This window comes from Rhodanobacter sp. BL-MT-08, assembly GCF_054161255.1.
The window spans coordinates 3,786,486-3,799,045 of record NZ_CP167872.1 but is presented as its reverse complement, the minus strand read 5'-3'; the positions used below and the strand labels follow the sequence as shown (position 1 = coordinate 3,799,045).

Below are 12,560 nucleotides of genomic sequence, written 5' to 3'. Positions count from 1 at the left end.
ATGGGGACGGGAGCCGAAGCCTCAGCGCTTTTTGCTGACGAACCCGCCGACCACCAGCAAGCCACCGACCACGATGCCGGCGATACCCGCCCATTCGGGCACGGTCTTGGTGTGCGTGGCTTCGATTTTGGCCGGCCCAAGCTGCGCCACGGTATCGGTCTGCTTGTAGCTGCCGTTACCCAGGGTGACATAGATACCGGCAACCAGCAGAAGGATGCCGACGATGATGAGACCTGCGCGCATGAAACTCTCCCCATTGATTGAGCCGCGAGTATGCCGGACGGCCCTGTGCACAAAAAGTCCACGGCGCTGGCCTATCGCGGGCAAAAAAAGGCCCCGAAGGCTAGGGGGAACCTTCGGGGCCGGCCGTTACAAAACCCAGGGGAGAGGTTTGTACCGGGTGGCGGCCCAGGGAGGTAGGCGCGCCGGGGATGCCGTTGCGTGCATCCGATAGATTTGAACGCCGGTTGCAGGGAAAGTTGCAAAAGATCTTCGAAAAAATTTATTGCCGGTTCATGTGCAGAAAAGAGTCGTCCAATTCCCTGTTACGCATGGATTTTTAGCATCTCGGCAGCGGTGGGAGCCGACTGCGTTTTCAATGCGCCTGGTCCCAGTTGTCGCCCACGCCCACATCGACCAGCAGCGGCACGGCCAGTGCCGCTGCGCCGGACATCCGTTCGATCACCGCGTCGCGCACTTCGTCCACGGCGTCTGCACGCACCTCGAACACCAGTTCGTCGTGCACCTGCATCAGCATGTGGGCATCATCGCGGCCCTTCAGCCAGCCGGCAACGGCGATCATCGCGCGCTTGATGATGTCGGCGGCGCTGCCCTGCATCGGCGCGTTCACCGCCGCGCGCTCGGCGCCCTGGCGCAGGCCCTGATTGCGCGAGGTGAGATTTTCCAGATACAGCCGGCGGCCGTAGATGGTTTCGACGTAGCCATCGCGATGCGCCTGCTCGCGCGTGGCGTCCGTATACGCTCGCACGCCGGGGTAGCGTGAAAAATAGCGCGCCATGTAATCGCTGGCCTCACCGCGATCGACGCCGAGCTGCTTGGCCAGGCCGAAGGCGCTCATGCCGTACATCAGGCCGAAGTTGATCGCCTTGGCCGCGCGACGCTGGTTGGTGGTGACCTCTTCCGCGGTTACGCCGAACACTTCGGCGGCGGTGGCCCGATGCACGTCGCCGCCTTCGTGGAACGCGCGCAGCAGGCCTTCGTCGCTGGAAAGGTGCGCCATGATGCGCAGCTCGATCTGCGAATAGTCGGCCGCCATCACCTTCCAGCCCGGCGGCGCGATAAAGGCCTGGCGAATGCGACGGCCCTCTTCGGTGCGCACGGGGATGTTCTGCAGGTTCGGTTCGGACGACGAGATGCGCCCGGTCGCCACCGAGCCCTGGTGATAGCTGGTATGTACGCGGCCGGTGCGCGGATTGACGATGCCGGACAGCTTGTCGGTATACGTGGAGCGCAGCTTGGCCAGGCCGCGGTAGTCCAGCAGCAGGCGCGGCAGCTCGTGCGTGTCGGCAATGGCTTCCAGCGCCTCTTCGTTCGTCGACGGCTGGCCGGTCGGCGTTTTCATTTTCGCCTGCAGGCCGAGTTCGTCGAACAGCACGGCCTGCAGCTGCTTGGGCGAGTCGAGGTTGAACTCGTGGCCGGCCAGCTTGTACGACTGCTGCTGCAGCTCGTGCATGCGCTTGCCCAGCTGCTGGCTCTGCGTGCGCAGCACGTCGCCGTCGATCAGCACGCCGCGGCGTTCCATCTCGGCCAGTACCGGCACCAACGGAATTTCGATGTCCTGATACACCGCGCGCAGCTTCGGCACGCTTTCGAGCCTGGGCCACAGCGCGTGGTGCAGGCGCAGGGTGATATCGGCATCCTCGGCGGCGTAGCGGCAGGCGGTGTCGAGATCGACCTGCGAAAACGAAATCTGCTTGGCGCCCTTGCCGGCGACCTGTTCGTACTTGATGGTGTCTATGCCGAGATATTTTTTCGCCAGCGAGTCCATGTCGTGGCGCGTCGCCGTGGCGTTCCACACGTAGGACTCAAGCATCGAATCGTGCTTCAGCCCGTGCACCGCAATACCGTAATGGCTGAGCACGTTGATGTCGTACTTGGCGTGCTGGCCGAGTTTGGGTTTATCGGCATCTTCGAAGATCGGCTTGAGCGCGGCGAGCACGGCATCGCGCTGCAGCTGTGACGGTGCGCCGGGATAGTCGTGGCCCAGCGGGATATAGCAGGCGGTGCCCTCGTCCACCGCCAGGCTGACGCCGACGATCTCGGCGCGCATCGCGTCGATGCTGGTGGTTTCGGTATCGAAGGCGATCAGTTCGGCGCTGCGCAGTTTTTCCAGCCATGCGTCGAAGCGGTCGGACGTGGTGACAAGCTCGTAGGTGCCGGGAGCCGATAGCGATGCATCAATGGCGTCTGTCGTGGCAACCGCCGCGCTTGCAGCAGTTTGCGAAGAGCTGGCTGTTCCCCGTTCCCCAGTCCCCGTTTCCCGCTCTTCCAGCGCCTCCAGATCCTTCAGCGCCGCTTTGAAGCCATAGCGCGTATACAGCTCGCGCAGCTGTGCGGTGTCGGCCTCGCGCTGCGCCAGATCCGTGGGGCCAACCTCCAGCGGCACGTCCAGCTTGATCGTCACCAGCTCGCGCGACAGCGGCAGCTGCGGTATGGCCGCGCGCAGGTTCTCGCCGATCTTGCCGCCGATCTTGTCGGCGTTGGCAATCACGCCGTCCAGCGTGTGGTATTCGGCCAGCCATTTCGCCGCAGTTTTCGGGCCGCACTTCGGCACGCCCGGCACGTTGTCGACGGTGTCGCCGGTCAGCGCCAGAAAGTCGATGATCTGCTCCGGCCGCACGCCGAATTTTTCCATCACGCCGTGGATATCGGTGACGGTATTGCTCATCGTGTTGACCAGGGTGACGTGCGAGCTGACCAACTGCGCCAGATCCTTGTCGCCGGTGGAAATCAGCACCTCGATGCCCAGCGCCTGCGCCTGGGTCGCCAGCGTGCCGATCACGTCGTCCGCTTCCACGCCCGGCTCGCGCAGAATCGGAAAGCCCAGCGCGCCCACGATCGCCAGCATCGGCTCGATCTGCGCGCGCAGATCGTCCGGCATCGGCGGGCGGTTGGCCTTGTACTGGTCGTAGAGTTCGTCGCGAAAGGTCGGCCCTGCAGCGTCGCTGACAAAAGCCAGATAGTCCGGCTTGGCCTTCAGCGTGGCGCGCAGCATGTTGACCACGCCGAACAGCGCACCGGTCGGCTCGCCGTGGTCGTTGGTCAGCGGCGGCAGCGCGTGGAACGCGCGGTAGAGGTAGGACGAACCGTCGATAAGAATGAGTTTGGCCATGCCCCCATTCTCGCATGCGTGCGTCGAAGGCCGCCTCGGCGACGCTTCACAGTTGATCGGCAAAGGCGCTGCTATCCTCTGACACCCGACCTGAGGTTGCCCCCATGAAATCAGCCGCCGTGCTAGCTGCCGCCAGTTTTTTCTTCGTCTCAGGTCTCGCCGCCAGCAGCGTTTACGCGCAATCGTCCGCGCCGCCGACCAACGCGCCGCCGCCGCCGGGCATGAACGACCCCGGCGTCAAGCCGCTGCCGCCGCCGCCCCAGGCTCCCGACGCGACAGTGAGCAAATCCTCCGCCGGCAAGAACCTGCCTGCCATGCAGGATGCCGGCACGGCGAGTGACGGCAAGCACATGACGCTGCCGGACGTCAGCACGCATCAGGAAGGCGACAACCAGGTAGAGGAATACCGCCGCAGCGGCATGCTGTACATGGTGGTGGTGACGCCGAAGAACGGTATACCGCAGAGCTATACCGTCGATCCGGACGGCACCCGCCACATGCAGCCCGGCCAGGCGCCGGTACATCCGGCGATGTACAAGGTGCTGGAGTGGGGCAAGAGCAAGCCGGCCGAGGCCAGCTCGGCGTCCGACGGCGGCTGACGCGGTTCGCTAAACCTCATGCGACAGGCCGAACCGTCAAGCGCCGCTCAACGGGCGGCGTCGAGCTCAGGGTAATGCCGGAAGATGCCGTCCTCGTTGAATGCAATGCGCCGCGGTGACGCCACATAGGCCGCGATGCGCGGTCGCTGCGAAACCCGCTCGGTGAGTGCTCTCAGACGGGGCAGCTTGCGCCGCATTTTCTTCATCGCGCGCGGAAAGGCGTAGTCGAGTCCACTCACGACCTGGAACAGCGAGAGATCGACGTACGAATGCTCTGCCAGCGCGTGCCGCCCGTTGCCGCGCTCCAGCACGCTCTCGAAATAACCGAGAAACTTCGGCAGGCGGTTCTGCCGGAAATCCTCGGCGCGACGCTTGGCCTCGGCGCGCTGGTCGTCGTAGTAGAGGCTGCTGGCGATCGGATGATGCGTGTCGTGCACTTCGGCGACCAGATCAGCGATGGTCAGCTGCAGCTGGTTCGCATACTGCTGGGCGCTGGCGGACGCAGGCACCAGCTTTAACTTCGGGCCCAGATGCGAAAGGATGTTTGCCACCTGCGCGATCACCGCGCGGCCATCTTTTAGAAACGGCGGCGCAAAGGGCAGGGCGCCGGGATGTTTTCCATGCAGGAACGGCATGATCGCCTCGTCGCCCTGTTCGCGCGCCACATCGACATAGTCGGCGCCCGCGTCTTCCAGTGCCAACCGCACGAATTCGCCGCGTCCCTGGATACCGGTCCAGTAGTAAAGCTGATAGCGCATGCCGACCTCCGTTGAATAAGGTCGAAGCTAGGCGCGTTCGACTCAACGGTGCGTGAGGAATGTCACGCCGATTTGGCGTCCTTTAGCGAAGCGCGCGGCGCTTGCGGGAGTTCAGCGGCCATTGCGCGAATCTGCGCCCACACCAGTTCAGCCACGGGCGACAGCGAGCGATGGCGTCGACGGACCAAGGTGATGGCGCGACTGGACGTTGGCGTCAGCGGCCTTGTGACGAGCTGATCGGATACGGGCAGCGACAGTCGTGGCGTGATGCTGATGCCAAGCCCGGACTCGACCATGCGAAACGCCGTGTGCGTATGCCCGGTCTGCTGCACCACGTTGGCCTCCACCCCGTGCGCGGCCAGCTGCTGGTCGATCAGGCGCCGGCTGCCCGAGGTGTGATCAAGCAGCACGAGGGCTTCGCCACGCAGCTTTCTCCACGGCACGGCGGCGAGCCTGGCCAGCGGATGCGTGCGATGGCAGACCAGCACGAAGGGGTCGCGCAGAATGGTTTCGCAGTCGAAGGTTTCCTTTTCGCCCGGTTCAATGGCGAGGCCGAAATCCACTTCGCCGCCGCGCACGCTGTCCAGTACCAGCACCTGCGCCTGATCGTGCAACTGCACGGTGAGCTCGGGATACGCCTGCGCGCAGGCGGCAATGCACTGCGGCATCAAACCGGCCGACAGCGTCGGCACCGCGGCCACGCGGACCTTGCCGTGGCGGCGTTCGCTTTCGGAGTGGACGTGGGCCAGCACACCCTCCAGTTCCTCCAGCACGCGCTCCAGCGCCACCTGCAGGTAGCGGCCCGCTTCGGTCGGCACCACTTCGCGTGTGTTGCGGTCGAACAGCCGCACGTCCAGCTCGTTTTCCAGATCGGTAATCTGCCGGCTGATCGCGGGCTGGGTCAGATGCAGGCTCTCGGCCGCGCGGCGAAAGTGCCGCAGCCTGGCAACGGCGAGAAAGGCGCGCAGCTGGCGCAGGCTGATATTCATGCGTAAAGAGTATCAAAAGATCACATAATACGATTTGATTTATCAATGCCGGCGCGCTGCAATGGCGACCTGAACTTTTCAGGTCACCCATGCCATGGCAATCGCCCGTTTTCTTCCCGATCGCTTTACCTGCGCACTGGTGCTCACGGTGCTGATCGCGAGCCTGCTGCCGTGCCGGGGCGAAACGGCAAGTGCCTTCAACCTGCTGACCGACGCGGCGATTGCCCTGCTGTTCTTTTTGCACGGCGCCAAGCTGTCGCGCGAGGCGGTGGTGGCCGGCATGACGCACTGGCGGCTTCATCTGATCGTGCTGGGCAGCACCTTCGTGATGTTTCCGCTGCTCGGGCTGCTGCTGAAGCCGCTGCTCTCGTGGCTGGTGACGCCGGATCTTTATCTGGGCGTGCTGTTTCTGTGCACCTTGCCATCGACGGTGCAGTCGTCGATCGCGTTCACTTCGATCGCGCGCGGCAATATTCCGGCGGCGATTTGCGCCGCATCGGCGTCCAGCCTGCTGGGTATCTTCATCACGCCGCTGCTGGTCGGGCTGATGATGGAGTCGCACGGACAGGGCGGCATGTCGCTGGATGCGATCGGCAAGATCGTGCTGCAGCTGCTGGTGCCCTTTGTCGCCGGCCAGGTCGCGCAGCGCTGGATCGGCCGCTGGGTCGAGCGCCACCGCGGTCTGCTCAGCTATGTGGACCAGGGTTCGATCCTGCTGGTGGTCTATACCGCGTTCAGCGCCGCGGTTTTGCAAGGTTTGTGGAAGCAGATGCCGCTGCCGGTGCTGGGCGGCCTGCTGGTGGTGAACGCGGTTCTGCTGGCTGTGGCGCTGACGGTGACGCGCTACGGTTCGCGCGCGCTGGGCTTCGGCACCGAGGACGAGATCACCATCGTGTTCTGCGGTTCGAAGAAAAGCCTGGCCAGCGGCGTGCCGATGGCCAAGGTACTGTTCGCCGGACACCAGCTCGGTGCGATCGTGCTGCCGATCATGCTGTTCCATCAGATTCAGCTGATGACGTGCGCCGTGCTGGCGCGCAAATATGCGCAGCGCAAAGCCGGCGCGGCGACTTTGTCGGACGCCGTGCCGAAGGGTGCCGCCGTCGACTGAGTAGCGCTGGCGCGATGGTCGCCAGCGACGCTCAGTGGCGGAAGTGGCGCATCCCGGTGAACACCATCGCCATGTCGTGCTCGTCCGCCGCGGCGATCACCTCGCTGTCGCGCATCGAGCCGCCGGGCTGGATCACTGCGCGGATACCGGCTTCGGCGGCTGCGTCGATACCGTCGCGGAACGGGAAGAACGCGTCGGAGGCCATCACCGAGCCGCGTACTTCGAGCTTCTCATCGGCTGCCTTGATCCCGGCGATGCGCGCGCTGTAGATGCGGCTCATCTGGCCGGCGCCGATGCCGATGGTCTGGCGATCGCGCGCGTAGACGATGGCGTTACTCTTGACGAACTTGGCCACCTTCCAGGCAAAGATCAGGTCGTGGATTTCCGCCTCGGTCGGCGCACGGCGCGTAACGATTTTCAGATCGTCGGCGCCGATCATGCCCAGATCGGCGGTCTGTATCAGCAGGCCCGAGCCGACGCGCTTGGAATGGTTGCCCGGATGCGCATCGGCCAACGCGCCCGCCTCGGGCAGCGGAATCACCAGCACGCGCACGTTGGCTTTCTTGCTGAACACCTTCAGCGCGTCTTTCGCATAGCCCGGCGCGAGCACCACCTCGACGAACTGACGATCGACGATGGCGCGCGCGGTCTCGGCATCCACTTCGCGATTGAACGCAATGATGCCGCCGAAGGCCGAGGTCGGGTCGGTCTGGTAGGCGAGCTCGTACGCGCGGCCGATACCGTCCAGGCTTACCGCCACGCCGCAGGGATTGGCGTGTTTGACGATCACGCAGGCCGGCTTGGTAAAGCTGCGCACGCATTCCCACGCCGCGTCGGCGTCGGCGATATTGTTGAACGAGAGCTCCTTGCCCTGCACCTGCTGGAAGGTGGCGAGCGTGCCAGGGGCGGGATACTGGTCGCGATAGAACGCCGCCTGCTGGTGCGGGTTTTCGCCGTAGCGCAGGTCCATCAATTTCACGAAGCGGCTGTTGATCTGTCCGGGGAACGCGTGGTGCCCGGCGATGGCCTTCTGCGACTCGTCAAGTTGCAGAGCCGACAAGTAATCGCTGATTGCGCCGTCGTAGTTCGCCACGTTATTGAAGGCGGCAACCGCGAGCTTGAAGCGCGTCGCGCGCGTAAGGCCGCCGTGCGTTTCGATTTCGCTCAGCGCTTCGGCATATTGATCGGGCGAGGTCAGCACGCCGACATCGTTCCAGTTTTTTGCCGCCGAGCGCAGCATCGCCGGGCCACCGATGTCGATGTTCTCGATCGCCTGCTCGAGCGTGCAGTCGGGCTTCGCCACCGTGCTCTCGAACGGATACAGGTTCAGCACCAGCAGGTCGATCGGCGCAATGCCGAGCTCGGTCATCACCGCGTCGTCGGTACCGCGTCGACCAAGCAGGCCGCCGTGGACCTTCGGATGCAGGGTCTTGACGCGGCCGTCCATGATTTCCGGAAAGCCGGTCACGTCGCTCACGTCTACTACCGCGACGCCTGCCTCGCGCAGCGCCTTGGCGCTGCCGCCGGTCGACAGCAGTTCCACGCCAGCGGCGACGAGCCGCTGGCCCAGCTCGATCATGCCGGTCTTGTCCGACACGCTGATCAGCGCGCGGCGAATAGGTGTGAGAGCTGGAGCAGACATGGCGGTTCCCGATTTATGCAGCCGGCTATTATAGAGGAGCGGGGAACGGGGAACGGTTTGAAGCGGGAAGCCTCGTGCTATACGAGTTTGTCAGCAGAGAAAAAATTGAAACGCCGTGTGTACAACTGAAAGCGCGATTCACGCGCAGCACGAAGTCGCTTTGGGCGACGCTCTGGCCGTTCCCCGTTCCCCGTTCCCGGCGTCTTACAGCAACCCGTGCGCCGCAAGCTTCTTGCGCAGCGTGGCGCGGTTGATGCCCAGCGCGCTCGCGGCGCGGCTCTGGTTGCCGTCGTGGAACGCCAGCACTTCGCGCAGCAGCGGCGTTTCCACTTCGCGCAGAACCATGGCGTGCAGGCCCTCGGCGCATTCGGTATCGCCGATGTCGGCCAGATAGCGGCGTACGGTACGCGCCACGCATTCACTCAGTGCGCTGACGTTATGCGTGTGGCCGTTGCCCTGATGCACGGCGCCGTGCTCGCTATCGCTGTGCGAACCGTTACCCGGTGACGAGGTCTGTTTCGCGGCCTCGATGGCAGGCAGTCTGACGGCATTCACGGATGGATTCCCTCGCGGTGCGACGGCTGCGTTGGCCGCTGCATTGATTATTAGTGGGTGTCGTTCGCGGCGTGTGTCGAGCATGCTGCCCTTTCGCGCGAGGGACCGAGTCTACCCGTGCCCGTGGAGAAAATTAAGTGCTATTCGAAACCAAATTCGAAAGCCACCGCCTTGTCGCCCGGATCTTCCACCTCGAGCAGCAGGGCGGCGCTGGCTCCCGGCGCCAGACCGTGGCGGAGTATTGACGTGTCGTCCAGATACTCCCGCGGCTGCAGTCGGCGCATGGCAATACGCTGGCCCTGTGCGTCCGACAATGTGACCGTGAGCACAGGAAAGGGCTGGGCAAAAATCGCATCGTTGCGCACGCTGGCGCTGATCATCAGTGCGCCCGACACGCTCGGGTGCGCCTGCACGTTGCTGGCCAGCAGGCGCAGCTGCTGCGGCGCGGCGATCAGCGGAAGTTCGCAGCCGAGCTGGCTGCACGCTTCACGCAGCCAACCGCCGACGATCGGGTCGCGTATCAGCAAATCGCGCTTGGCCCACGCCAGTTGCGCGCCCAGGCCCAGCAACAGCACCAGGCCGGCGACAACCCATGGCCAGTGGCGGTCGCCCGTCGCGCGCTTGCGCTGATTGTTCGCCCGGCGCTGCGAGCGTCGAGACTGTTTGCTGACTTTCTGGCGAACGAAGCGGGGCGCGAACACCAGCTGGGAAAAGTCTTCTTCCGAAGCCGCCGGTTCGAGCGCAGCGTCCTGGTCCGTCAACACTGCATCGATGACCGCTGGCGGCAACGGCTGCGGGCGATAGACCACCAGGTCAATGCGCGGCGGTTGGTAAGCCGGGTCGTTGATCGGCAGCTCGCGAAACGGCTCGGGCGGCAGCTGCCCGGTGAGTGTGGCAATGCTGTCGAAGCTGGCGTCGCAATGCCCGCACACCACGTGCCCGTGCGCCTGCGCCAGCGTGTGCGCATCGAGCGAAAACACGGACAGGCATTCAGGGCATTGGGTATACATGCAGGCCGCTTTGAACTCAGTAGTACGAGTTTAGCAGGCTGGTCCGGTGCAGCCTGTTAGCGTCGTCCATCAAGGCTGCGTGCTGCATTGGAAGCGAATGGAACGCTGCGGTGCGATCGCTCTCCCCGCAGTGATTTCAAGCGCGTCGACGGCCGCTGATGCGCACCCAGTCTTCGCGTGTGTCGAACCTGAGTTCGTCGAACCACTCGGCGTAGCGTTCCAGCAACTCGTCCTGCTGGCCGGCGAGAATGCCGGAGATGGCAAACGGCGCGCCGGGTTTCGCCAGTGCGGCAAAGGTCGGCGCCAGCGCGGCCAGGGGACCGGCGAGAATGTTTGCAATGAACACATCGGCCGCGGTGCTTACGGCACCGGGCTCGAACACCTCAAGCTGATTGGCCACGCCGTTGCGCTGTGCATTGTCGGCCGAGGCGATAAGCGCCTGCGGGTCGTTGTCGATACCCACCGCGCTGACCGCACCGAGCTTCAGCGCGGCGATGGCCAGAATGCCCGAGCCGCAGCCGTAGTCGATCACGCTCTTGCCGGCGAGCGACAGGCCGTCGAGCCATTCGAGGCAAAGCGCAGTGGTCGGATGCGTGCCGCTGCCGAAGGCGAGGCCGGGATCGAGCCGCACGACGACGCGCATGGATGCGTTAGTGCCGCGGGCGCAGGATGCGCTGGAGCGGCCGACGAGTTCTTCATCTTCCGGCGGCTCGATATTCCACGGATAAATCCACAGCCTACGGCCGAACACCATCGGCTTGAACTGATCCATCCAGGCGCGCTCCCAGTCCTGGTCGGCGACGTCGCGAAACACGACCTGCGCCGGCTCCAGCCATGACAGCAACTCGCCCAGCGTTTCGATCAGTCCACGACGATCGGTGCCCGCATCGAACAGCGCGTTGAGCGTGATCATCGGCCACAGCGGCAGCTCGCCCACGCCGGGTTCGAAGATCGCCTGCTCGTCCGGCGTTTCCGCGTCGGCATCCTGCAGCGTGATCGACAGCGCACCGAGTTCGTCCAGCGCTTCTTCCGCGCTGGGCTGTTGTTCGGTGCGTACGACGAGGGAGAGTTCTAGCCAGGGCATGCGGTGTCCGTGGAGGTTGGCGATGAAGTGCAGCTGTCGTTTCTTGGCAAACGACCGTCGCGTGCTGGCAGATCAGTGCTCGGCCGGCTGCTGGCCCTTCTGCTCGGCCATGCGCTTTTCCAGGTAATGAATGTTCTGGCCGCCGTGCTGAAAGCCCGCGTCGGCCATGATGCGTTGCTGCAGCGGGATATTGCACTTGACGCCTTCGATCACGGTTTCCGCCAGCGCCAGGCGCATGCGTGCGATCGCGGTTTCGCGGTCGGGGCCGTGCACGATCAGCTTGCCGATCATCGAATCGTAGTTGGGCGGAATGCGGTAGCCGTCGTACAGGTGCGTGTCCACGCGCACGCCGGGGCCGCCGGGCGCCTCGAAGCGCTTCACCGTGCCGGGCGACGGCATGAAGGTGTCCGGATCTTCGGCGTTAATGCGGCACTCGATGGCGTGGCCGTGGATCACGACATCTTCCTGCCGGATCGAAAGCTTCTCGCCGCCGGCGATGAGCAGCTGCTCGCGCACCAGATCGATGCCGGTGATCAGCTCGGTCACCGGATGCTCGACCTGAATGCGGGTATTCATTTCGATGAAGTAGAAGTTGCCGTTCTCGAACAGAAACTCGAACGTGCCGGCACCGCGATAGCCGATGCGCAGGCAGGCGTCGACGCAGACCTTGCCGATCGCCGCGCGCTGCTCCGGCGTGATGCCCGGCGCGGGCGCTTCCTCGACCACTTTCTGGTGGCGGCGCTGCATTGAGCAATCGCGCTCGCCCAGATGGATGGCGTTGCCCTGGCCGTCGGCCATGACCTGCACCTCGACATGGCGCGGGTTTTCCAGAAATTTTTCCATGTAGACCTGTTCGTTGCCGAACGCGGCCTTGGCTTCGGCCTTGGTCATGGTCACTGCGTTACCCAGGTGCGCCTCGGTGCGGACCACCCGCATGCCGCGACCGCCGCCGCCGCCGGAAGCCTTGATGATGACCGGGTAGCCGATTTCTTTGGCGATGCGCAGGTTCTCGTCCACGTCGTCGCCCAGCGGGCCGCCGGAGCCGGGCACGCAAGGCACGCCGGCGGCTTTCATCGCGCGAATCGCTTCGACCTTGTCGCCCATCAGCCGAATCACGCCGGCCGGCGGGCCGATGAAGACGAAGCCGGATTGCTCGACCTGTTCGGCAAAATCCGCGCGCTCGGATAGAAAGCCGTAGCCGGGGTGAATCGCGCCGGCGTCGGTGATCTCGGCCGCGGCGATGATGCGCGGAATATTGAGATAACTGTCGACGGAGGGACCGGGGCCGATGCAGACCGATTCGTCGGCGAGGCCGACGTGCTTCAGGTTGCGGTCGACGGTGGAGTGCACGGCCACGGTCTTGATGCCGAGGCTGTGGCACGCGCGCAGGATGCGCAGCGCGATTTCTCCGCGGTTGGCGATGACGACTTTTTCAAGCTTGGGCATGGTTTGAAGCCTGTGCG

11 protein-coding genes are annotated in these 12,560 nt (G+C 64.5%); 2 read left to right on the top strand and 9 right to left on the bottom strand.

Translation table 11 applies throughout. From position 1 onward, the window contains the following. Positions 1-21: 21 nt before the first annotated feature. Both ACDK93_RS16920 and polA read right to left on the bottom strand, forming a co-directional pair. The gene (locus tag ACDK93_RS16920; RefSeq protein ID WP_458070165.1) at positions 22-243 is read right to left on the bottom strand and encodes a hypothetical protein; all 222 of its coding nucleotides are present in this window, start codon (positions 241-243) and stop codon (positions 22-24) included. 352 nt (positions 244-595) lie between these two features. Then, positions 596-3,352, bottom strand: coding sequence for a DNA polymerase I (polA, locus tag ACDK93_RS16915; protein ID WP_458070164.1), 2,757 nt, complete (start codon positions 3,350-3,352; stop codon positions 596-598). Positions 3,353-3,456: 104 nt separating this feature from the next. Here polA and ACDK93_RS16910 point away from each other — a divergent pair, with 104 nt between their 5' ends. Then, a complete protein-coding gene (locus ACDK93_RS16910) occupies positions 3,457-3,951 on the top strand; it encodes a DUF2782 domain-containing protein (RefSeq protein WP_458070162.1) in 495 nt (164 codons plus the stop codon). 47 nt (positions 3,952-3,998) lie between these two features. Here the strand turns inward: ACDK93_RS16910 and ACDK93_RS16905 are convergent, their stop codons facing one another. Both ACDK93_RS16905 and ACDK93_RS16900 read right to left on the bottom strand, forming a co-directional pair. Beyond that, positions 3,999-4,709, bottom strand: a complete 711-nt coding sequence (locus tag ACDK93_RS16905; protein WP_458070160.1) for a glutathione S-transferase — start codon at positions 4,707-4,709, stop codon at positions 3,999-4,001. A 62-nt stretch (positions 4,710-4,771) separates the two neighbouring features. Beyond that, positions 4,772-5,698: a LysR family transcriptional regulator gene (locus ACDK93_RS16900; RefSeq protein ID WP_458070158.1), complete on the bottom strand. Its 927-nt coding sequence runs from the start codon at positions 5,696-5,698 to the stop codon at positions 4,772-4,774. A 94-nt stretch (positions 5,699-5,792) separates the two neighbouring features. Between ACDK93_RS16900 and ACDK93_RS16895 the strand changes: the two genes are divergently transcribed. Continuing rightward, entirely contained in the window at positions 5,793-6,806 is a 1,014-nt protein-coding gene (locus ACDK93_RS16895) for a bile acid:sodium symporter family protein (RefSeq protein ID WP_458070157.1), read from the top strand. A 31-nt stretch (positions 6,807-6,837) separates the two neighbouring features. On the opposite strand, the gene purH is transcribed toward ACDK93_RS16895, so the two are convergent. The 5 genes from purH to accC form a co-directional block, all read right to left on the bottom strand. Then, on the bottom strand, positions 6,838-8,448 hold the full coding sequence (gene purH, locus ACDK93_RS16890; RefSeq protein ID WP_458070155.1) for a bifunctional phosphoribosylaminoimidazolecarboxamide formyltransferase/IMP cyclohydrolase: 1,611 nt from the start codon (positions 8,446-8,448) through the stop codon (positions 6,838-6,840). 204 nt (positions 8,449-8,652) lie between these two features. Beyond that, on the bottom strand, positions 8,653-9,003 hold the full coding sequence (locus ACDK93_RS16885) for a helix-turn-helix domain-containing protein (RefSeq protein ID WP_458070154.1): 351 nt from the start codon (positions 9,001-9,003) through the stop codon (positions 8,653-8,655). 140 nt (positions 9,004-9,143) lie between these two features. Beyond that, positions 9,144-10,013 (bottom strand): zinc-ribbon and DUF3426 domain-containing protein, encoded by an 870-nt coding sequence (locus ACDK93_RS16880; RefSeq protein WP_458070153.1) that lies wholly within the window; start codon positions 10,011-10,013, stop codon positions 9,144-9,146. 136 nt (positions 10,014-10,149) lie between these two features. After that, entirely contained in the window at positions 10,150-11,097 is a 948-nt protein-coding gene (prmA, locus tag ACDK93_RS16875; RefSeq protein ID WP_458070151.1) for a 50S ribosomal protein L11 methyltransferase, read from the bottom strand. A gap of 72 nt (positions 11,098-11,169) precedes the next feature. Then, positions 11,170-12,543 carry an acetyl-CoA carboxylase biotin carboxylase subunit gene (gene accC, locus ACDK93_RS16870; protein WP_458070149.1) on the bottom strand — a complete coding sequence of 458 codons (1,374 nt, stop codon included), beginning with the start codon at positions 12,541-12,543 and terminating at the stop codon, positions 11,170-11,172. Positions 12,544-12,560: the final 17 nt, after the last annotated feature.